The organism is Pararcticibacter amylolyticus (assembly GCF_003130405.1).
GTDB classification, from domain to species: domain Bacteria; phylum Bacteroidota; class Bacteroidia; order Sphingobacteriales; family Sphingobacteriaceae; genus Arcticibacter; species Arcticibacter amylolyticus.
Map to the genome: position 1 here is coordinate 99,282 of NZ_QEAS01000008.1, position 21,005 is coordinate 120,286.

At 42.8% G+C, this 21,005-nt stretch carries 17 protein-coding genes and 1 tRNA gene; 12 read left to right on the forward strand and 6 right to left on the reverse strand.

Annotated features, from left to right (window positions below; translation table 11 throughout):
• The first annotated feature begins 314 nt into the window (after nucleotides 1–314).
• From DDR33_RS10985 to DDR33_RS11010, 6 genes are all read left to right on the forward strand, one after another.
• On the forward strand, nucleotides 315–893 hold the full coding sequence (locus DDR33_RS10985) for an RNA polymerase sigma-70 factor (RefSeq protein WP_109415842.1): 579 nt from the start codon (nucleotides 315–317) through the stop codon (nucleotides 891–893).
• Nucleotides 894–1,022: 129 nt separating this feature from the next.
• Nucleotides 1,023–2,174, forward strand: coding sequence for a FecR family protein (locus DDR33_RS10990; protein ID WP_109415843.1), 1,152 nt, complete (start codon nucleotides 1,023–1,025; stop codon nucleotides 2,172–2,174).
• A gap of 200 nt (nucleotides 2,175–2,374) precedes the next feature.
• The gene (locus DDR33_RS10995) at nucleotides 2,375–5,728 is read left to right on the forward strand and encodes a TonB-dependent receptor (RefSeq protein WP_238387760.1); all 3,354 of its coding nucleotides are present in this window, start codon (nucleotides 2,375–2,377) and stop codon (nucleotides 5,726–5,728) included.
• A gap of 2 nt (nucleotides 5,729–5,730) precedes the next feature.
• Nucleotides 5,731–7,671 (forward strand): RagB/SusD family nutrient uptake outer membrane protein, encoded by a 1,941-nt coding sequence (locus tag DDR33_RS11000; protein ID WP_238387761.1) that lies wholly within the window; start codon nucleotides 5,731–5,733, stop codon nucleotides 7,669–7,671.
• A gap of 1 nt (nucleotide 7,672) precedes the next feature.
• Nucleotides 7,673–8,854, forward strand: coding sequence for a DUF5000 domain-containing lipoprotein (locus DDR33_RS11005; protein WP_109415845.1), 1,182 nt, complete (start codon nucleotides 7,673–7,675; stop codon nucleotides 8,852–8,854).
• Between the two features lie 16 nt (nucleotides 8,855–8,870).
• Nucleotides 8,871–9,968: a DUF4998 domain-containing protein gene (locus DDR33_RS11010; RefSeq protein ID WP_158280709.1), complete on the forward strand. Its 1,098-nt coding sequence runs from the start codon at nucleotides 8,871–8,873 to the stop codon at nucleotides 9,966–9,968.
• 112 nt (nucleotides 9,969–10,080) lie between these two features.
• Here DDR33_RS11010 and DDR33_RS11015 read toward each other — a convergent pair whose 3' ends face one another.
• On the reverse strand, nucleotides 10,081–10,569 hold the full coding sequence (locus DDR33_RS11015; RefSeq protein WP_109415847.1) for a GNAT family N-acetyltransferase: 489 nt from the start codon (nucleotides 10,567–10,569) through the stop codon (nucleotides 10,081–10,083).
• Between the two features lie 222 nt (nucleotides 10,570–10,791).
• Between DDR33_RS11015 and DDR33_RS11020 the strand changes: the two genes are divergently transcribed.
• Both DDR33_RS11020 and DDR33_RS11025 read left to right on the forward strand, forming a co-directional pair.
• Nucleotides 10,792–11,760 carry a helix-turn-helix domain-containing protein gene (locus tag DDR33_RS11020; RefSeq protein WP_109415848.1) on the forward strand — a complete coding sequence of 323 codons (969 nt, stop codon included), beginning with the start codon at nucleotides 10,792–10,794 and terminating at the stop codon, nucleotides 11,758–11,760.
• A gap of 81 nt (nucleotides 11,761–11,841) precedes the next feature.
• The gene (locus DDR33_RS11025; RefSeq protein ID WP_109415849.1) at nucleotides 11,842–13,035 is read left to right on the forward strand and encodes an MFS transporter; all 1,194 of its coding nucleotides are present in this window, start codon (nucleotides 11,842–11,844) and stop codon (nucleotides 13,033–13,035) included.
• Between the two features lie 41 nt (nucleotides 13,036–13,076).
• On the opposite strand, the gene DDR33_RS11030 is transcribed toward DDR33_RS11025, so the two are convergent.
• Nucleotides 13,077–13,502: an acyl-CoA thioesterase gene (locus DDR33_RS11030; RefSeq protein ID WP_109415850.1), complete on the reverse strand. Its 426-nt coding sequence runs from the start codon at nucleotides 13,500–13,502 to the stop codon at nucleotides 13,077–13,079.
• Between the two features lie 68 nt (nucleotides 13,503–13,570).
• Entirely contained in the window at nucleotides 13,571–14,293 is a 723-nt protein-coding gene (locus DDR33_RS11035; RefSeq protein ID WP_109415851.1) for a hypothetical protein, read from the reverse strand.
• A 180-nt stretch (nucleotides 14,294–14,473) separates the two neighbouring features.
• On the opposite strand from DDR33_RS11035, the gene DDR33_RS11040 reads away from it, so the two are divergent.
• Nucleotides 14,474–14,941, forward strand: coding sequence for a winged helix-turn-helix transcriptional regulator (locus DDR33_RS11040; RefSeq protein WP_109415970.1), 468 nt, complete (start codon nucleotides 14,474–14,476; stop codon nucleotides 14,939–14,941).
• Between the two features lie 605 nt (nucleotides 14,942–15,546).
• Here the strand turns inward: DDR33_RS11040 and DDR33_RS11050 are convergent.
• Nucleotides 15,547–15,633: transfer RNA gene (locus tag DDR33_RS11050), tRNA-Ser, on the reverse strand.
• 281 nt (nucleotides 15,634–15,914) lie between these two features.
• On the opposite strand from DDR33_RS11050, the gene DDR33_RS11055 reads away from it, so the two are divergent.
• The 3 genes from DDR33_RS11055 to DDR33_RS11065 all read left to right on the forward strand — a co-directional run bounded on the left by DDR33_RS11055 (nucleotide 15,915) and on the right by DDR33_RS11065 (nucleotide 19,718).
• Nucleotides 15,915–17,162 carry a tagaturonate epimerase family protein gene (locus tag DDR33_RS11055; protein ID WP_109415971.1) on the forward strand — a complete coding sequence of 416 codons (1,248 nt, stop codon included), beginning with the start codon at nucleotides 15,915–15,917 and terminating at the stop codon, nucleotides 17,160–17,162.
• A 393-nt stretch (nucleotides 17,163–17,555) separates the two neighbouring features.
• Nucleotides 17,556–18,419, forward strand: a complete 864-nt coding sequence (locus DDR33_RS11060) for a helix-turn-helix domain-containing protein (RefSeq protein ID WP_202913717.1) — start codon at nucleotides 17,556–17,558, stop codon at nucleotides 18,417–18,419.
• Nucleotides 18,420–18,500: 81 nt separating this feature from the next.
• Nucleotides 18,501–19,718 (forward strand): MFS transporter, encoded by a 1,218-nt coding sequence (locus tag DDR33_RS11065; protein ID WP_109415854.1) that lies wholly within the window; start codon nucleotides 18,501–18,503, stop codon nucleotides 19,716–19,718.
• Between the two features lie 15 nt (nucleotides 19,719–19,733).
• Here the strand turns inward: DDR33_RS11065 and DDR33_RS11070 are convergent, their stop codons facing one another.
• Both DDR33_RS11070 and DDR33_RS11075 read right to left on the reverse strand, forming a co-directional pair.
• Nucleotides 19,734–20,090 (reverse strand): DUF2200 domain-containing protein, encoded by a 357-nt coding sequence (locus tag DDR33_RS11070; protein ID WP_109415855.1) that lies wholly within the window; start codon nucleotides 20,088–20,090, stop codon nucleotides 19,734–19,736.
• Between the two features lie 189 nt (nucleotides 20,091–20,279).
• Nucleotides 20,280–20,906, reverse strand: a complete 627-nt coding sequence (locus DDR33_RS11075; RefSeq protein WP_109415856.1) for a chloramphenicol acetyltransferase — start codon at nucleotides 20,904–20,906, stop codon at nucleotides 20,280–20,282.
• Between the last annotated feature and the right edge of the window lie 99 nt (nucleotides 20,907–21,005).

Genomic DNA, 21,005 nt, shown 5'->3' on the forward strand with positions numbered 1-21,005 from the left:
CACGATATTACCGGGGTTAAATTCCATAGTTGTTTGTCTTAAAGATATCTCGGGTAGTTCAAAAATAATCAGTAGGAACAGTAGACAATAGGGATTTAAAGTATATTTTTCTCAGCGCACTATGATCCTGATCCGGACGTTATAACTACAAAAGGTTTCAGCATAACAGTATGCGGTGCTACCCTCTGTCGGTGATGCTATTTAATTAATTATTAAAGATTAAAATATTCCTATATTTAACTTTCTTTACTAAATCGTTTTTATTAAAAGGATTATGCTTCAATAATGATACCGTTATAGAAGTTACAGGAATTATGAGCCGCATAAAAAAGCTTAGTGATGCAGAACTTACGGAACTTCTGAAAGCAGGGGAAGAAGCTGCCTTTACTGAGATATTCAACCGCTATTGGAAGAGATTAATTGCTGTTGCGTTCAATTATACCAGAGATCAGAACGATGCGAAAGAGATTGTTCAAAGCATTTTTATCAGTCTTTGGGATCGGAGAGAGGTGCTTATTATCCAAACTCTCGATAATTATTTAGCCAAGGCGGTGAAATTTGCTGTATTAAAAAGCCTCCAAAGAGAAAAAAGACGTACAGAGATCAAGTGCTCTATTCAGGAACAGGAGACGATTCCTGTATCGGACGATGTAATTGAGGCTAAGTTTCTGCAGGAATATATCAACGGTATTGTCGATGAGCTTCCGGAGAAATGCCGGCTTGTTTTCAAGTATAGCCGTAATTCCGGCTTAAGCATTCCTCAAATCTCGGAAGAGATGAATATAGCGGAAAAAACGGTAGAAGCGCATCTTACCAAAGCCTTAAAAACCATTCGGCTTCGCCTCTTCAAGTATGGGTTATTTCTGTATATCATACTGAAGTTTTTGGCTTAACGACTGTCTGTTGCCAGGTTTTCCTATCCTCCCCGGATGCAGCATTTTGACAGGCACTGCTTGTGTTTTTTTTTGGTGTGACTAAGGGTAAACTATCCGGTGACGGTACATACATAAACAACGCCAAATATGCAGCCTCAGGAACTAACGTTATTAATCAGAAAATATTTAGCAGGTAAAGCTACTCCTGAGGAGCACAAGCTTTTAGAAGATTGGTATCAAACCCATGTCGCAGAAGAAGTAGAATGGGACGGGGAGGATGAAGAACTGCTCAGGTTAAATCTGTTGAGAAAAATTCAGGCAGAGACTCATCCGCACGCAGCCTCCTTCAACCCTACAAGGATCAGGCGATATCGGCTCGCAGCAGCTGCTTCTTTTTTTGTTGTGTTCTCTTTTGCATTATATTTTTTCATTAAAGATGCTCGTGACGCTGAAGGAAATATAAAGAAGACGGTAAATGTAAAGACGCGTAATGATATCTCACCGGGAGGAAATAAAGCTGTTTTAACGCTTTCGGACGGATCGCGGATAATCCTCGAAGAATCAGAAGCAGGCGTCCTGGCAAACCAGGGAAACGCTGTAATCATGAAGAAAAAAGACGGTCAGCTAATTTATGATCATCATAACCAGGCAAGTGGCGCCGGCCAAATGAATGAAATATCCACTCCCCGGGGCGGACAATACCAGGTCATTCTTTCTGATGGTACAAAAGTGTGGTTGAATGCTTCCTCTTCCTTAAAATTTCCGGCCACATTTACCGGGAGTAAACGATCCATTGAACTTACTGGTGAAGCTTATTTTGAGGTGCAGAAGGACAAAAAAATGCCCTTTTATTTAAAGGCTGGCGATATGGAGGTGGAAGTCTTAGGTACCCACTTCAACATAATGGCTTATAAAGACGAGGACCAGTCAAATACAACTCTTGTTGAAGGGCTTGTTATGGTAAAGAAAGGCAATGGAAGCAGACTGATGAAGCCTGGTGAACAGGCTGTTGTTGTAAAAAATACGGATCGTATTAATCTTTATAAGGCCAATATAAAAAAGGAAATGGCCTGGCAAAGAGGGTATTATATTTTTGAAAGAGATGACGTAGAAAGCATTATGCGGAAAATATCGCGATGGTACGATGTCGAGATAGTATATGCACCTGGTTTTGAAAATACGACTTTTACGGGCACTGTTTCAAGGTTTAAGAATCTAAGTGACGTTCTGCGGGTACTTGAGTCAACAGAAGAAGTTCATTTTAAGCTTGAAGGAAGGAGGGTGACTGTTATGCCTTAATTTATACACTCAGACTATTTACCCAATAAAGCATTAATAACCAGGGACGGTTGCGACGTCCCCGGTTGATCTGTTGGGTTAATCTAACCAAAAATTGCGGTACAATTCTTTAATCTCTAACCCAAACAATCAAATATATGGAATATTATGCTCCATGGCGAAGCATTTATAAGATCTCTGTTCTAAAGATCCTGCTAATAATGAAACTTATTTTGTTTTTTCTTTTGATAGCTATTCTGCATGTCAGTGCCAGCACATTTGGCCAGAAAATCAATCTCCAGGTAAAAAATGCCCCGATGCAGAAGGTATTGGACGAAATAAGTCTCCAGTCGGGCTACAATTTCCTGTACAGTGACAAGCAGCTCAGTAAAGCTGAACCGGTGAGTGTCGACTTTAAAAATCTTCCTTTAAACGAAGCACTTGAACGGGTATTTTACGGGCAGCGTTTCGCATACACGATCACCCTCAATACAATAGTTGTAAAACCCTCGCACGCAATAAAAAAAGAGGCAGCAGACATCAGCCTTCAAAAGGTGGTTACCGGAACCGTATTTGATGAGGCAGGAGTGACGCTGCCGGGGGTAACCATTAAAATCGAAGGCACTGAGCGGGGGGCTGTTTCTGATAAAGACGGAAAATATACGATACAGGTAAACAGCGATGCAGATGTCCTTATATTCTCCTTCATTGGTTGCATAACGCAGAAGGTTGTTATCAAAGACAGGAAAGTGCTGGACATTAAGTTGCTGCCGAATGCCGATAATGCGCTTCAGGAAGTTTCTGTTGTTGCGTTTGGAGTTCAGAAGAAGGAGAGTGTAATCGGGTCGATAACGACGGTGAAGCCCGGGGAACTAAGAGTACCTTCAAGCAACCTTACAGGATCCCTTGCAGGCCGGGTTGCCGGAATTATATCCTATCAAAGGAGCGGGGAACCGGGAGCTGACAACGCTGATTTTTTCGTCAGGGGAATTACAACCTTCGGGAATAATACGAGACCTCTTATTTTAATTGACGGAATAGAGTTAACAGCTACTGATCTGGCAAGGATGCAGCCCGATGATATAGCTACTTTTTCCGTAATGAAAGACGCGACAGCGACCTCATTGTATGGTGCGCGGGGGGCTAATGGCGTTATATTGGTTACGACAAAGCAGGGTGCGGTAGGTAAGGCTAAAATTTCGTTGCGACTGGAGAACTCTATATCATCTCCTACAAGAAATGTTGAACTTGCTGACCCTGTCACCTACATGAAACTGGCTAATGAAGCAGTTGCCACCCGTAACCCCCTCAATGAATTGCCCTATTCGGAAGAAAAAATCGCTAATACAGGTGCGGGGATTAACCCTTTAGTGTATCCCGCAAATGACTGGAGGAAAATGCTGTTTAAAGATTATGCGTTGAACCAGCGCTTTAATTTGAATGTGAGCGGTGGCGGGAATATCGCAAGATATTATGTGGCTGGTGCTTTTAATAATGACAACGGAGTACTGAAAGTAGATCAGCGGAATAACTTCAACAGTAATATTAATCTGAAGAGTTATTCTATGAGGGCAAATGTCAATATTAATCTTACCAAATCAACCGAGTTGATTGTCCGGATGAACGGCAATTTTGACGACTACCGTGGCCCGCTTGACGGGGGGAAGGAAATGTATGGGAAGGTAATGCGTTCTAACCCTGTGCGTTTTCCCGCTTATTATCCCATAGACGATCAGCACAGCTATGTCAAACACATCATGTTTGGGAATTCCGGAGAAGGGGCGCCCTATCTTAACCCTTATGCCGACATGGTGAAAGGTTATAAAGATAATTCCAGGTCGCAAATGCTGGCACAGTTTGAATTGAAACAAGGTTTAAATGGTTTGACAAAAGGCTTGTCTTTCAGAACAATGCTAAACCTTACAAGGCTTAATACATTTGGTTACCTGCGTCAATATGCGCCGTTCTACTATCAGCTTGCCGGATACGATATCTTAACAAATCAATATAATATTTCGCAGATTAACACGAATGGGCGGGAGTACCTTGACTTTCATGAGGACTATAAGACTGTTACCTCGACCTTCTACTCGGAATCAGCCTTAAATTACAACCGGACTTTCGCTAAGAACCATGATGTTGGGGGATTATTGGTTTTTATAACAAGAGAAAGTCTGAACGCCAATGCAGGGAGCCTGATACAATCGCTTCCTTCACGGAACCTCGGGCTCTCAGGAAGAGCTACTTATTCTTTTAAGAGGAAGTATTTTGCAGAATTTAATTTTGGTTATAACGGGTCGGAACGCTTCTCAGAATCCAACAGATTCGGGTTTTTCCCATCGGCAGGTTTAGCCTGGAGCGTATCAAATGAAAAGTTCTTTGAGCCGCTTGTTCCGGTGGTCTCAAATCTCCGGTTAAGATATACTTACGGACTTGTGGGTAACGACCAGATTGGTGACATCAACGACCGGTTCTTTTATATGTCTAATGTCAATATGGATGCATCAGGACGGAGCGCCCGCTTCGGCCGTGATTTCGGGGAGGTTCGGAATGGGGTATTTATAGACCGGTATGCAAATCCCAATATAAGCTGGGAGAAATCGACTAAGCAAAATATAGCCATGGAGCTCGGTCTGTTCGGGAAGTCGAATATTATTGCCGAGTACTTTACTGAAGACCGGGATAATATATTAATGTCGCGGGCATCAATTCCCAGTGTTGTTGGCTTAAGTAATACTCCACGGGCAAATGTTGGAAAAGCTAGTGGTAAGGGACTTGATATTTCCATGGATTATAGCCAGTCCTGGAGTAAAAACCTTTGGCTTTCGGTGAGGGGTAACTTAACGTACGCAAAGAGCAGATATCAGTTTTATGAAGAACCTGAATATAAAGAATACTGGCGTTCGAGGGTAGGGTATTCTCTTTCCCAGCAGTTCGGTTTCATTGCAGAGAGACTATTTGTTGATGATCAGGAGGCTGCAAATTCTCCCAGACAATTCGGTGATTATGGAGGTGGCGACATTAAATACCTGGATGTAAACAACGACGGAAAGATTGATGATGCAGACCGGGTGCCGATAGGAAATCCAACAACTCCTGAAGTGGTGTACGGCTTTGGATTTTCCCTTAAATATAAAGACTTTGACTTTTCAGCCTTTGCTCAAGGGGCTGCCAACCAGTCCTTTTGGATTGATCAGGGAGCTACCTCGCCATTTAATAACCAAACACAATTGCTCAAAGCTTACGCAGACAGCCATTGGTCAGAAGAAAACCGTAATCTCTATGCTGTCTGGCCGAGGCTTAGCCCTACCTTAAATGCTAATAATAATAATTTCAGTACATGGTGGATGCGCAATGCATCATTTCTGAGGCTTAAGCAGGTGGAAGTTGGCTATACTTTGCCCAGGAAATTGCTTGAGCGGATAGAGGTTTCCAATCTGAGGATCTATTTGAGCGGGAGCAATCTTCTAATGCTTAGCAAGTTTAAAATGTGGGACTCTGAAATGGCCGGGGATGGGCTCGGATATCCTCTTCAAAAAGTTTTTAATGCGGGAATAAATCTAACCTTCAATTAATTATGATGAATTTTCTAAAAAATATAAGAAAAGGAAGATGTACCGCTGCCGGAGTAGCAACGGTTTTAATTCTGTCGTTTTTCGCCTCCTGCAAGAATTATCTTGATGTTATTCCTGATAATGTGGCTACCATTGACAATGCCTTTGCTATGCGGTCTGAGGCCATTAAATATTTATATGCCTGTTACTCCTATATGCCCAAAGACGGTGATCTCACACTGGATCCGGCAATTTTAGGGGGAGATGAGATCTGGGCTCTGTATAATACCGGAAGACCAGAATTTGATCACCGGCTTTTCAATCTTGCCAGGGGATTGCAGAATAGTATTAATCCTATAGGTCAGTTTCACTGGGATGAACTTTACAAGGGAATAAGGGACTGCAATATCTTCCTTGAGAATATAAACCGTGTACCCGACCTGACGGCCGAGGAGAGGTCAGCATGGATTGCAGAGGTTAAATTTCTTAAGGCGTATTATCATTTTTACCTGCTTCGGATGTACGGCGCGGTGCCGCTTATGAAGGAAAGTATCCCCGTAGATGCTGATATCAGCCAGTTTAAGGTAGCGAGGTCTCCTGCAGACTCCTGCTTCAGCTATATTAACACTTTATTGAATGAAGCAAAGGATAAACTGCCAATGCAGGTTTCGGATCCTATGAGTATGCTCGGCCGTATTACCAGGCCTATAGCCTATTCGCTCAAAGCTAAAGTTTTGGTAACAGCCGCCAGTCCCTTGTTCAATGGCAATACTGATCAGACATCTTTAAAAAATACAGATGGAACGCCATTGTTTAATACGACCTATTCCCCTGCTAAATGGGATTCTGCAGCGGCAGCCTGTAAAGCGGCAATAGATATCTGTCATCAGGCAGGAAACAGTCTTTTTAAGTTTACTCCTACAGATAAACAGACGACGCAGCAGATAAGAACGCAGATGAGTCTGCGAAATGCCTTCAATGAGAGGTGGAACAGCGAGATTATCTGGGGTAATACGCAGAGTATTGCGAATCTGATACAGAAGGTGGCTGCTGTAAAAATAGATCACAGCCGCCTTGAAAATGCACGGATCATGTCGGAACTCGCTCCGCCGCTTAAGATTGCCGACATGTTCTATACAGACAAAGGCATTCCCATAAATGAGGATAATAGCTGGAATCAGAGCAACCTGCAGACGAAAACAGGTACTTCCGGCGATGAACTCTATATCAGAAGGGATTATGTCACATCGGCGAATAATTTTAACAGGGAACCAAGATTTTATGCCTGGCTGGGATTTGACGGAGGTGTTTGGTACGCAGAAGGTGATAATGGCAGGGCTTATGATAACAACCCCGGAAACTTCTTCTATGTTTCAAACAGAAAAGGGCAGCCCAACGGAAAAGTTGAAGAGGATTATGGCCCGGTGACCGGGTACTATGTTAAGAAATATGTGCATTATGAGAATGTTCAGGGCAGCGGGTCATCCGATTACAGTGTGAGAGAGTATCCGTGGCCTGTTATGCGTCTGGCGCAGCTCTATTTGCTTTACGCAGAGGCATTAAACGAATCGCAAGGCCCGGTTGAGGAAGTTCATCAGTATATTGATCTTGTCAGGGCACGGGCCGGCCTTCAACCGGTAAGGACCTCCTGGACCAATTATTCTAATAACCCGGGTAAGTACACCACGAAAGAGGGTATGAGGGATATCATTCAAACAGAGGAGCTGATCGAGCTAGCTTTTGAAGGTCACCGCTTCTGGGACCTGAGGAGATGGAAACGCGCTTTGGAAGAGTTTAACCGTCGCCCCGTACAGGGATGGGACATAGATCAGTCGAGTCCTCAATTCTACTACAGGCCTAAAATGATCTTCCAGCAACGATTTATGCTAAGAGATTATTTCTGGCCTATATCTGATTATAACCTGGTAGTCAACCCAAAATTAGTTCAAAACATCGGTTGGTAAAATGAAACAAGTAAGTAAATTCACGACGATTATATGCTTTCTTTTGGCGATTCTTTATGGTTGTAAAAAGGAAGAGAGGCTGGATCATTTCGACGCTGATGCTCCTGCACCACGAAATGTTGACAATATTAAGGTAACCAGCACGCCCGGCGGAGCTATTCTTACCTACGATATACCTGCAGACCCCAATCTTTCTTATGTCCGTGCTGTATATGAGATACAACCCGGAGTTTTTAAAGAAGCGAAATCATCCGTCTACACAGATACCTTAAGATTGGAAGGATTTGGAGATACAAAGCAATATGAGGTAAAAGTATATGGGGTAGGAAGAAATGAGAAAGGATCGGAGCCGGCTACAGTTATGGTACAGCCTCTTACGCCTCCTGTATATTCTGCATTTAATGATCTAACCATTGAACCCGGATTCGGGGGGATAAAAGTGAAGTTAAAAAATGCTTATAAAGCAAACCTGGCAATAGTAATAGAGGCAGACACGCTTGGAAATGGTATTAAGTTCCCGCTACGGACTTTTTACACGAATTCGCCTGAAGCGTCTTATGCTGTGCGGGGCCTTTCGGCAACTGAAAAGAAGTTTTACGTCTATTTAAGGGACCGGTGGAATAACAAGTCCGATACTCTTGAAAAGACCTTAACTCCTTATTTTGAGCAACCTGTTGCCAAGCCATATGACATGGTAAAATTACCTACAGATAGCTGGGAACCGACTGCGGACTCTTATCCTATGAGCCGGATGTGGGATGGTCTTGTAGATATATGGATTTTTGCGTCGAAACGGACCAAACCGCTGCCTGTGTGGTTTACTATTGATTTAAAATCGACCTATACCCTTAGCCGAATGAAGATGCATCAGCGGGGTTCGCCCTATACGTACACAGGCGGAAATGTAAAAAGATTCGAATTGTATGGATCGAATAGTCCTGACATTGACGGCGGTTGGTCTAACTGGCAGTTATTAGGAACATTTGACTCTACCAAGCCTTCCAGGAAACCTTCTGGTGCAACAACGGAAGATGTTGATTATGCCTTCACCCAGGGCGAAGATTTTGAATTAACCGAGACGCCGCCACCGTACAGATATGTCAGGATAAAAGTCATGGATACATGGGGAGGAGATATACAGGTATGGATTACAGAGTTAAGTTTCTTTGGCGAAAAAAAGTAATTTTTAAATGAATAGTATGAAATTAAGATTTTATAGTATCGTGTTAATTACCGTAGTTGTTTGCATGAGTGTATCCTGCAAAAAAATGGATAGCACATATGAGAATTTCGTTGTAAAAGGAGGGCGGCAATATCCGGGAGCTCCCGTTTCTTTGAAGTTTCACGGGGGACTGAACAGGGCTAAGATTTCCTTCTTACGGGGCAGTGATGCTAATGCGGTAAAGGCAAGAATTTTCTGGAATAATTTTTCGGATTCAGTAGAGGTAGATATGAAGGGTAAGAATACAGTTGAATACACCTTTGTTGATCTTCCCGAAGCGTTCTATTCATATTCAGTGCGTACATACGACGCGATGGGAAACAGCTCTATTATTCTTGAAGTTTCAGGAAATGTATATGGAGATAAATACAAGAGCACTATGCTGGCCCGACCATTGAACTCAGTTTTGCTGAATAAGGATAATGAGCTTAATCTCAGCTGGGCTTCAGCGGATACGACGGGCGGTGCTTATGCTACCGAAGTTGAATACGTAAACGTCCAGGGAAGTTTGGTTACCAGGCGTTTCCCTACAAAGGAGCAAGTGTCGAAGATATATGATTTTGGGCGTACAAGTTCAACGATTAAATACAGGACCGTTTATTTGCCGGATTCTCTCTCTATTGATACTTTTTATACAGCTGCTCAAACCGCCCCGTATTTTATAGATAAGAGAGATTGGTCGGTAGTAGCTTTTGACAGTGAACATCCGGGTGATGAGAACAGGGTAGTAAATATCATTGATGGAGATCCGGGTACCAGATGGCATGGGCAGGTAGGAGCTGGAAATTATCCCCATTTCTTCACGGTTGACATGGGAACAAACCGGACAATTAAGAGACTGAGCCTTTGGAGAATGAAAGGAGATGACAGAGCTCCGGACAAAATTCAGATTTCGACGAGTGAGGATAAATTAACCTGGGTGGACCAGGGCACCTTCAGCTTTGACAGGTTTAATGATGCCGAACAAATATTTGACATGAGGCTACTTTCTCCGTCCCGTTATTTCAGGGTGACAGGTTTGCAGGGACCACAACAATATATCGTTTTGGGAGAGGTAAGTGTATCAGAATACTAAAAACCTGTTATAATATAACCGGGTGTCATAATACCGATACCCGGTTATATGTATAAGCTGGCTATCATTTCCTTTCGGCACAATCTGCGTTGGCGGGTAAATTGATCTTCTTTTACAGATCCCGTAGCATCCATATATTACAGGAGCTATGTCCGGAATTTCCAAGGGGTTCGTTCAATGATTTAAACCCCATTTTCTTATACATGCTCACAGCCCTGGAAAACTCGGGAAGACTTTCGAGATATAATTTACTATATCCCATTTCCCTGGCACTGTTTATACTTTGGTTGAAAAGTGCCTGACCTAAATTCTTTCCGCGTGCAGTTGGCATAAGATAGAACTTCACCAATTCTGCACATCCTTCCGGAAGTCCCTGTGTTGGATATATGCCACAGCACCCGGCAATATTTCCTTCGATTTCAGCTATCCACAGTACTGAGCCCTCTGTTTTAAAAAGTTCATACAGGTCTGAAGTAGTAGGGTCAGAGTATACTGTGCCCTCGCGGGGGGCGTCATATTCTACAAAAATATCTCTAATTAGCCTGGCCAATGCCTCATTGTCAGATTGCTCTGCCTCTCTTATATTTATATTCTCCATCATTGAGATTTGCCGCACAAGATAATTAATGTCCCGATTGTTTTTTACATCTTTCCCCGGGGAAGAATATCAATTTAAACTTTAGTTACATGTCATATATTAAATCCGGCGTATAGCCTTACCGGGCTTTTTGAGATATGTTGGAAGAGAAGCAGTGTGGTTTTGAAGGAACAAAAAGAACAAAAGCAGTGATCTTCCTTTAACTTTGGAAAGTTTTCTGAATATATGTCAAAAAGAGATACCCAAGTCTTTATTCCATGGCTCGATAAAATCAGCGACTTCTACAATACTTTCCGGATAGGGAAGGCGGAGAATGATTTTTTTACCACTATGCGGATGGAAGACCATGCAAAAGGCAAGCTGTTGTTTATGCCGCTCTTTCGGGGGAATTTTTTCCGGCTGGTAATTTGCAAAACACCCGGGCTTCGGTTCCTCTTGCCTGACGAAACCGTCAGTACATCCTCAAACTCTATCTATTTTGCCTATCCTGGTAAAATAGAAAGCTGGCAGCGAGTGGAAACCATATACGGCTACCTTGTTTGTTTTACGCCAGAATTTGCCGGAATCGACCCACTAAAACCCACGTTTGAAAAAGACTTTCCCTTCTTCATGAACGGGGCCAATTCAATTTTGCGGTTGTCGCAGAAAGATATGGATACGATAGCACAAACAGCAGAAACGTTGCTCACAGAAATGAAATCCGGTCATGGAGATAATTTTGAGATGATAAAAGCCTTGTTAAAGGTGCTGCTTATTCAGATCCGGCGTCTGTACTATAAAGATAAAGATGCAAAAACAGATTTTCAGTTAAAGCAGGCGTCCCTTATGGTCAGGTTCAGAAACGTATTGGATAGTTATTCTATCGATGCCCCCGGCAGAAGAAAAGAACGAAAGCCAACTGTAAAACATATCGCAGATGAATTACACCTTACGCCCAGTCATTTGAATTTCCTGATCAAAAAATACACCGGACACACTGCATTGTACCATATCCATGAACAGATCCTGCTGGAGGCAAAAAGCATGCTCACACATACAGATTTGCAGGTCTCAGAAATAGCAGACCTGCTGCAGTTCAACGAAGCAGCTTATTTCAACCGGTTCTTTAAAAAAATGACGGGAATAACACCGACAGCTTACCGGGATGATATCCTCCAGCTGATGCGGAGACCACTAGATACACCAAATCGATAAAAAGTCCAATTATTACCCGAATAGGTGTAAGCCGTATTCTTTTCACCTCCCCCAAATTTGGGCCATTAAAAAACGAAAAGAATGAGCGAATTAAATAAGGGCGGCGGAACGGCCGCAAATGTATCCATGCTGCCGGTCTATATTTTATCACTGGGTACTTTCATTATCTTTTTTCAGGGCTTTATGGTTGCGCCGTTGCTACCAATGCTTTCTAAACAATTCGGAACTACTGTCCGTCACGTCAGTTTTATCGAACCTGCCTACTTGCTCGGGTACGGGTTGTTCACATTGGTGTATGCATCACTCAGCGACCGTTTTGGCAGGTCCCGGATCATTGCGTTCAGCCTTGTTATGTTTTGTGTATTTACGTTGTCTACTGCTTTTGTAAACGGAGTCAACCAGATGATTTTCCTGAGATTATTGACGGGGATCGGTGCTGCCGGTGTTGCTCCTACAACCATTAGCTGGATCGGTGATACTTATCCCTATGAAAAGCGGGGGCATGCTCTGGGGATCTTCTTTGGCTCCATGGCGGGTGGTACGGCATTTGGAGCTACAACAGGGGCATTAGTCACTTCTCTTATAGGTTGGCAATGGCTTTTTGCCGGGGTTGCAGCTATTGGATTGGTTATTTTCGCCCTGATATTGATGCAGCAAAAAAACATCTTTGCAAGAACGGAGGCCGTGGCAAAAACAAAGGATAATATTCTGCTGTCTATCCGCGATATTTTGTCGGCCGGAAGGGCAAGGCGGACCTATTTTTATGTATTATTTAATGGAATGTTCCATAGTGGTATTTTCGCCTGGCTGGGTTATTTCTTCTACAAGAATTATGGATTGAACGAATTTCAGATCGGTCTTGCCTTATTAGGTTATGGTATTCCGGGGCTTCTGTTGGGACCATTGCTGGGCAGGCTTGCCGACCGCTACGGAAGAAATAAGATAATACCTGTAGGCTTATCCCTAAGCGGAGTTACGGTGCTGCTGCTAAGTCAGAATTTAAGCCTTGCCGCGTCCCATGTTTTAGTTGCATTACTGTCTTTAGGATTTGACTTATCCCATCCGTTGTTTGCTGCTATTGTCACTACATTCAGTTCCAAAAAAGGCACGGCTACAGGGCTCTTTGCTTTTTCCCTTTTCGTAGGGTATGGCGTGGGAAGCCTGGTATTGAGCCTGATCGTCAATATCGGTCTGGACAGGGCATTTCAGCTGTATGGTATTGGTATCCTGATTGCAGCGGTTTGTTCAATAGTTGTTTTTAAGAATGAGCGGTAATAATCATTTCAATTAGTTAATATAGAGCCGTTGTTAAAGCATCATCCGATCTCGCTCATGATCGAATTATATAACGCTTTTACAATTTCCGGCAGAGGACGGGCAAGCCTTCTTGTTTTGAGATTCAGCCAGGAAATATCAACCGTCAGTTCGGCCATCCGTTTATTGTTGAAGTTTGTAAATTGATGGACAAGTGTCCATCTGGTCCCTTCATTGATCACTTCTTTTAAACCTAATCGGATATGGATCTTGTCGTCAGCGCGTATCTCCCTATGAAAAATGCATTCTTCACGAAGCAGGACAGGCGCAAAGTATTGCTCTTGCATCACGGTTGTGGTTAGACCGTATGAATTCAGCATATCCATCCGATGCTGTGAGGCCAGGTCATAATAACTGCTGTGTCTTAAGTGGAAATTGGGATCCAGATCCGACCAACGTAAGTGGACCTCATGGGGTTTCGTAAACATAATGACTGGATTAAATGGTGATGCCGGTCAGCATTACCGTAACGCTGGCCGATCTATAACATGCTGCTTTAGGAAAGCGATATTTCACTTAACTCTATTGAAATAAAAAGCGGAGCCGGAATCAGGGCTGTATTGTCCTCCATTCTTTTGTAAACATGTCTCTTAGTCGCGAATTTTATACCTGCTACTTCAACAAAATCGGCTAGATAATGTACGGATGCGGCATTATTCAGTATCTCTACATTGTAATCGTGACGTCTGATCAATCCCGATTTGTCGATATAAAAGACTTGTTCCTTGCTATGTGTGGCGATCTGATCCGGAAATGTGACATGCAGACGTCTAAGCTCTTCGCCATCCTCGGTCCAGGGTTCAAGCTCTTTTACTGCGTAATCCGGTCCTGCAAAACAGAATGGTGCATTGAAATAGGTCCACATCGCATAACCTGTGAAATAAGTTAATTGCAGCTTAGACCAGGGTGTTTCTGTGACGTATCCGCCAAAACTTTGACGCGGGTGATATAACTGATCTACAATTTTGTCTTGTTCATCCAGGATAGCTACTTTTCCTGGTTCAAAAGAATTGCGCCATCCCTGTTTTAAAAATGGATGGAATGACGTGTACTCGGATCTCGTACCAGATGTTACATGTATGTCATCCATAATGCCAGGCACTTGCTTTAACGCCCAGGTTATGCCACCAACTTTCAATCTGGCGGAAACTATATCGTATTTGTTCCAATTTTCCAGACCGCCATGGGCTTGGATCGTAAATTTTAAAAGATCATTCATTTCAGAAGAATTAAGTCTAATTATTTACTTTTAATTGTAAATTGCAAGTGCAAATATAAGTTATTCCACTTTTAAATTGCAAGTGATAAATTGAAATAAAACTAGTAATTCATCTTTGATGGGGAATATTTCTTAATTTTGTGCTTGTTTATTACAAGCGGTAATCTGCATGCAGATCATATGAAAAAGATAAAAAAACGTTCTGAGTGTCCTATCAGTTTCAGCCTGGATTTTGTTGGCGATAAGTGGACGCTACTGATCATTCGCGATATCGTCTTGAATGAAAAAAATACATTCGGTGACTTTCTTCAATCCGCAGAGGGGATAGCCAGCAATGTTCTAACCGATAGGTTGAAGATGTTGCTAGCTGAAGACATTCTTTTAAAGTACCCGGTGCCTGGTAAGCCGAGGATCGCTTACTGTCTTACAGAAAAAGGTGTGGGATTAATTCCGGTCGTTATAGAGTTGGGGATATGGGGAACGGCCCGAACGAATTCCGAGGTCAAAAAAGAACTTAGCGCTGCGATCAAAAAGGACAAACTGTCTGTGATCAAAAAATTATGCGAGCGGCACCTTGATATTTTTCAACTTCGAAAGAAAGCGCTTGAAGACAATAGCCGAAAGCAAACTGTATCGACCTCGAAATAATAAACAAGATCGTTAGCCCAATACTCATCAAATCAAAACAAGCTTTTTTTTTAATCAGGTTTACAGTCAAGCCCTGAAGCTGATCGTCTTTAGCAACTTATTTCCTGTTGATAGCCCAGGATCTGTCCTGCGGTTTCATCTTGTTCTTCAAGGGAAAGCGTACTGCCGTCGTAGATCCAAAAACTTTTCAAGTAGAGTATGGCCGTTGTCTTCGTCAGGCAAGATCTGCACCCATCTTCCGGCGCTCGTTTGAAGAGTTTTTTGGGTATTGAAGGACTCAGAAGCCAGTTCAGGGGCGTCAGAAATATCGACTTCTTTATATGTAGCGATTCATGAAAATGCTTAGTGTACAGTTTTTTGATCAGATACCAGGTTTTCGGATTGATCCCCTGTTTTACCATAACTATCTGGCTGTAAATAAAAAAAAGTTGCAATCTATAGAGTAAAACTTTTCAGCCCATTCAGCAGAGAGTTAGGGATTTATTGCGACCTGCAGACCCCATACTCATGGCCGCAATGAGAGAGTTCGAACCCCAGGCCCATGCTTCTGTTCTCATCCCTTTCCAAATCAAAAAAGGCACCCGGTTTTCCGGATGCCTTTTCAGCGGAGAGTTAGGGATTCGAACCCCAGGAACCTTTCACAGTTCAACAGTTTTCAAGACTGCCGCAATCGACCACTCTGCCAACTCTCCGGGGGCAAAAGTACAAACTTGACTTAACTCTGCAAATTTTTATTGCCTGATTTCGGTAAAGCGGTATTAGTGAGAAAAATAATTTTATATATACTGCTTACCGGCAGAGCAATTACAAGCACCAGATAGCATCGTATCTATCACGGTGAGGTAAAAACCTTGTTGATAGAAGTAATTTTTACTCCAGCCGGACAGAGCCGGGCGAATATTGGAAAGGGCGTTGGCTATATTTGGTCATTAGGCTTGTAATGTCTAAATCACACATTAAAGCGGAGGGCAATATGAAACTAGAAAAATTTTCCTTTGGTATGGGCGATCGTTTTGCGCATCAGGGCGAAGCTCAGTTGAAAGCAATTATGAAAGCTAAGGAACGGGGAGTTGATATTACTCCTGTTTGGAATAAATCAAACCGCGAGCATAAAACAATTAAAACCAAGCCGGCTGAACTGCGTGCAGAAGCAGATGCGGCCGTGCAGGCACTTGGCTGGAATGGGCCTTACCGGGTTGATGCAGATCATATTACAATGGCTACTGTTGATGATTTTGTGGAGAGTTCGGATTTCTTTACACTCGACGTGGCTGACTACATTGGCAAGGCGGCGTCTGATGACGATATCAATGCTTTTATCGAACGCCGAAAGAAGTATACCGGGACATTTTCTATACCGGGTATTGATGAGGTGTATTCAATCCCGGAAGATATGCTTCAGGAGATAGCTGCAAAGTTTTTGTCGGCGGCTATTGAGGCTGGAAAGCTTTATAAGCATATAGCAGATGTGAAAGGTGAGGATAATTTTATCGCCGAGGTGTCTATGGATGAGGTGAATGATCCGCAGACCCCTGTGGAACTTTTCTTTATTTTAAGTGCGCTGGCTGATTATGGCGTTAAAGCACAGACTATAGCACCAAAGTTTACCGGCCGGTTTAATAAAGGAGTTGATTATGTGGGTGACCTTCAGCTGTTTGTTAAACAGTTTGAAGATGATATCCAGGTCATCCGATTTGCTGTTCAGGAATTTGGCCTGCCAGAAAATCTAAAGTTGAGTGTGCACTCGGGAAGTGATAAGTTTTCTTTGTACAAGCCGATCCGTGAGTTAATCCGAAAACACAATACAGGAATCCATTTGAAGACTGCCGGGACTACCTGGCTGGAAGAGATGATCGGGTTGGCTGAAGCTGGTAATGAAGCCCTGGACCTGGCTAAGGAGATTTATGCGGGCGCACTTGGGCGCTTTGATGAGTTGTGCGGTCCTTATGCAGCGGTAATTGATGTAAATGAAAGCAGGCTTCCTTCTATAAAAGAGGTAAATGAATGGAGTGGAGGGAAGTTTGCTAACACGCTTCGCCATATCCAGGATAACCCGGATTTTAATGCCGACTTCCGTCAGTTGCTTCATGTGGCCTACAAACTCGCCGGAGAAAGGAGCGAACGTTTTTATGCTGCCCTGAAGAAATACAGGGATATAGTTGCAGCTAATGTTACTGAAAATCTTTACGAGAGGCATATTGTGCCCTTGTTCTTAAGCTGATATATCCTGTTTATAAGTCAGCGAAACGTATAAATACGTGTTTTTTAAATTCTGCTGTTTTTATTACAAGTTGTAACTTGCAATTCAGAAATATTCCTTACTTTTGTATTGATAAGGTTTAGGTGCCTCCGCAGTGCTCATCACACGGGGGCTTTTTTTTGCCCTGACCTGTGGCAAATCCTCACCAGTTTTCCGCTTTTAGCCGCAGCACCTGATGCCTGAGAGTTTCCACGTATCATTGGATCATTTTAAAGCAATAATATGGTATATAAGGGAGCCGCGAGCCGCGGAGATAATTGAATACTTTATTTTTGTCCCGTATCACATTGTATGAATTCCGGCATTGAAACGTTATCAGATTTTTATAGGGGGCGACGCCATATAATATTTCCTTTGAGTACAGAAGGAGTGGAGGAGGGCAGATCGCACTTTAATATTTTCCCGAGAAAACATTGCGGATTCAGAACACCTTATAACCGGCGCGACTTCTATAAACTTACCTTAATCCTGGGTCAGGGAGAAATCGTTTATCAGGATCAGACGATTCTGATAGACAAGCCTGCATTATTTATGCCCTGCCCGTCGGTGCCCTATTTATGGACATGTTTGTCCGACGATCAGACGGGCTATTGCAGTCTTTTTAATCAGCAGTTCTTTAAGGGATACCAGGACTACGAAATAATCAGAACGGCATCGCTCTTTGGAGAGGACAGTAATCCCGTCCTTTTTCTAGATACAGAGCAAGTGGTTTTGATCTCTTCTTATTTCGAACAGATGATGGAAGCTGCGGTTTCTTCTTATGTATATAAGAATGATATTATCAGGCATCTTCTCGGTCTGCTTATGCATACTGTACTGTCGCGTGTGGAAGGTAAACAGACTGACACTGTAAACCAGTCCTCTGCACCCGAACTCGCTGTTAGATTTCATGAGTTGCTGAAACGCCAGTTTCCACTGGATTCTCCTGCAAATCCATTGATGATGAAATCTCCTTCAGACTTCGCACGTGAGCTTAATGTTCATGTAAATCATTTGAATTATGTAATAAGGAATGCCTTTGGAAAGACTACGTCTGCCGTGATTCGCGACCATATACTGGATGAGGCGAAAGCCTTGCTGCTCAATACTCAATGGGATATATCTCAGGTAGGCTATTGTCTTGGTTTTGAGGAACCCGCTCATTTTAATAATTTCTTCAAGAAAAATACAAGTGTTACACCTCTCCGTTACCGGAAAAGAATAGTTGCGAACATTTGATTTTTGCAATTATTCCTTTGAATTGTTAAATGTTATTAACCGGCGGGGAGATATTTTTGCTTCTGTAATCATAATTCCATCATGTTAAGATCAGCTTCTCCAGAGAGGAGAAAGATTGCCACCATACTGGCTTTCACATCCATTCCGCTTTCAGGCTTTATTACCGATATATATTTGCCTTCCATGCCTTCTATGGCGGGAAGCTTAAATGTACCTGAAAACCAGATCCAGCTTACTCTCACCCTTTTCTTCCTCAGCTATGGCGTATCCCAACTTTTTGTTGGCAGCCTGCTCGACAGTATAGGCAGATACCGGGTCGCTCTTTTTTCTCTTGCTATACTGATGGTTTCTAATATATTGATCAGTATTTCCGGCTCAGCAGTGATGATATGCAGTTTGCGGGTGGGACAAGGTGTTGCCACTGCGCTACTTGTAGTTGCCAAGCGTGCGTTCTTTGTTGATCTTTACGAAGGGGAGGAAAGGAAGTATTATCTGAGTTATTTTACTATTGTTTGGTCGTGCGGGCCGATCCTGGCCCCGTTCCTGGGCGGATATCTGCAGCAGTTGTTTCACTGGCAGGCTAATTTTTATTTTCTTTCCTTCTATGCCGGAATTCTGCTCATCCTGGAGCTTATATACAGTGGAGAGACTATTTCAGAAAAAAAGCCTTTTTATATAAGGAAGGTTGCTGCCCAATATGGGATGATGCTAGGCAATCGATTGTTCATCCTCGGTATTATTATCCTTGGTTTAAGTTATGCAGTCGTGCTGGTATTCAACATCTCCGGTCCTTTCGTGGTGGAGAAGAGTTTTGGCTACAACTCTGTAGTGGTCGGGTATTGTACACTTGTCTTTGGTCTTTCTTGGATGCTGGGCGGGATTCTGGGCAAGCGTCTCAGCCATATTGATTTCACGCGAAAAGCTGTAGCGGCTTCATCGCTGCAGCTAGTTTTGATAGGAGCGCTGCTGCTTTGGGGCATGGCGTCGGAAAACCTGGTTTGCTTTGTGTTGTTTGCATTCTTCATCCATACCTGCTCCGGGTTTCTTTATAATGTTTTCTTCACAGATACAATGCTTTACTATCCCTCCAATGCCGGCATTGCCGGAGGATTGCTGGGCGGCATGGTGTACCTTATTACGTCTGCAGCCAGTGTTGTAATCGCGTCGGTAGGGCAAATTTCTACTCAGAATGATATGGTGATCCGTTATCTGATAGCTTCATTGCTGCTTTGTTTGACGGTATACTACCTTGCGGGGATAAGGAAGCGGAAAAAGGCACTTGCTTCACCAGTATCGTGAGCAATTTCCGGACGTTTACGGCCTCAGGATCTTTTCCATAGCTTTGCCCTTAGCCAATTCGTCAATCAGCTTGTCTAAATAGCGTACCTTTTGCACGAGTTCATCTTCAATATCTTCTACACGATAGCCACAAATAGTGCCTGTGATTTTTGAAACATTGGGATTGATCAGGGGGGCCTGCGCAAAGAATGTTTCGAAGTCGGTTTTATTATCAATGTGTTCCTGTAAGGAAACCGCATCATAACCCGTCAGCCAGAATATGATTTCGTCAACCTCTGCTTTGGAACGTCCTTTTTTCTCTGCCTTTTGTATATAATGAGGATAAACGCCAGCAAATGACATTTTGTAAATTTTCGTGTGATTGCTTTTCATCTGATCGGATTTGAAATTCTAAATTACTATTAAAGAGCATTCGCAGGCTTTTCTTTTAATAAAAAATCAGCCGTTTCAAACCCGGTCAAAGATCAGGAAACTTGCATTGCCGGATAGTGTCCATAATAGGAATGTACCAGATAAGCGGGTGGTCAATCAGGATAGTTTTCATTTCCTCTCCGGGATATCTTATGATTCATTTAACAGCTCCTGATATCTTCTTGCAAAAAGTCCGATATGATAAGCATCCGCTAATCCATGGTGTACGTGTATGGACAGCGGCATCGTTTTTATTCCGTTCGCTTCCGTTACTTTACCAAAAGAAATTTTCGGACAACTGTCGGGGAAAGAAAATTTTCGTGCATGTGAGATACCTGTGAAATCCAGCCATGGAATAGCCGAAAAGTGAATGACATTTTCTCCTGAAGTTGCGGGCAACAAATCTCTGGAAGTGCTGACTTGCCTGACTTCCTCTTTTGCTTTCCTATAAAAGGTGTTTTCATCCTCCTCGTAATCCATGTAGGCAAAACCAAAGGTATTGTCCGACCGGCCGATAGTGGGTGAGGCATTCACTTGGTCATAAACATATACTTGTTTATCTACAATCCTGTACCGGAAGTTTTCAGTTTCATTGGCGGCCTTCAGTGCCTTGTAGAGATAATAAAGAAAAAACGGTATGTTCTTTTCTTTAGCAAGATGGTAGGCCCTGCTGCAATCTATAGTCAGGGTAACTCCAAAAAAAGGCTCTTCAAACTGTGAGAAAAATAGGAAATGTTCTCTCCTGTTCCAGGTTTCTGTTTCGATTAATGTTCTCATAAACTAAAAATTTCTCTTTGTAAACTGATAGGTGTTGTTCTGTTAGCGTTAACTTTTGTAAATTTCCGGTAACAAAATTCATTATGATCAGTAAAACTG

Excerpts from the sequence above, each read along its gene's own strand:
- DDR33_RS10985 (WP_109415842.1), top strand. The coding sequence starts at position 315 with ATGAGCCGCATAAAAAAGCTTAGTGATGCAGAACTTACGGAACTTCTG.
- DDR33_RS10990 (WP_109415843.1), top strand. The coding sequence starts at position 1,023 with ATGCAGCCTCAGGAACTAACGTTATTAATCAGAAAATATTTAGCAGGT.
- DDR33_RS10995 (WP_238387760.1), top strand. The coding sequence starts at position 2,375 with ATGAAACTTATTTTGTTTTTTCTTTTGATAGCTATTCTGCATGTCAGT.
- DDR33_RS11000 (WP_238387761.1), top strand. The coding sequence starts at position 5,731 with ATGATGAATTTTCTAAAAAATATAAGAAAAGGAAGATGTACCGCTGCC.
- DDR33_RS11005 (WP_109415845.1), top strand. The coding sequence starts at position 7,673 with ATGAAACAAGTAAGTAAATTCACGACGATTATATGCTTTCTTTTGGCG.
- DDR33_RS11010 (WP_158280709.1), top strand. The coding sequence starts at position 8,871 with ATGAAATTAAGATTTTATAGTATCGTGTTAATTACCGTAGTTGTTTGC.
- DDR33_RS11015 (WP_109415847.1), bottom strand. The coding sequence starts at position 10,569 with ATGATGGAGAATATAAATATAAGAGAGGCAGAGCAATCTGACAATGAG.
- DDR33_RS11020 (WP_109415848.1), top strand. The coding sequence starts at position 10,792 with ATGTCAAAAAGAGATACCCAAGTCTTTATTCCATGGCTCGATAAAATC.
- DDR33_RS11025 (WP_109415849.1), top strand. The coding sequence starts at position 11,842 with ATGAGCGAATTAAATAAGGGCGGCGGAACGGCCGCAAATGTATCCATG.
- DDR33_RS11030 (WP_109415850.1), bottom strand. The coding sequence starts at position 13,502 with ATGTTTACGAAACCCCATGAGGTCCACTTACGTTGGTCGGATCTGGAT.
- DDR33_RS11035 (WP_109415851.1), bottom strand. The coding sequence starts at position 14,293 with ATGAATGATCTTTTAAAATTTACGATCCAAGCCCATGGCGGTCTGGAA.
- DDR33_RS11040 (WP_109415970.1), top strand. The coding sequence starts at position 14,474 with ATGAAAAAGATAAAAAAACGTTCTGAGTGTCCTATCAGTTTCAGCCTG.
- DDR33_RS11055 (WP_109415971.1), top strand. The coding sequence starts at position 15,915 with ATGAAACTAGAAAAATTTTCCTTTGGTATGGGCGATCGTTTTGCGCAT.
- DDR33_RS11065 (WP_109415854.1), top strand. The coding sequence starts at position 18,501 with ATGTTAAGATCAGCTTCTCCAGAGAGGAGAAAGATTGCCACCATACTG.
- DDR33_RS11070 (WP_109415855.1), bottom strand. The coding sequence starts at position 20,090 with ATGAAAAGCAATCACACGAAAATTTACAAAATGTCATTTGCTGGCGTT.
- DDR33_RS11075 (WP_109415856.1), bottom strand. The coding sequence starts at position 20,906 with ATGAGAACATTAATCGAAACAGAAACCTGGAACAGGAGAGAACATTTC.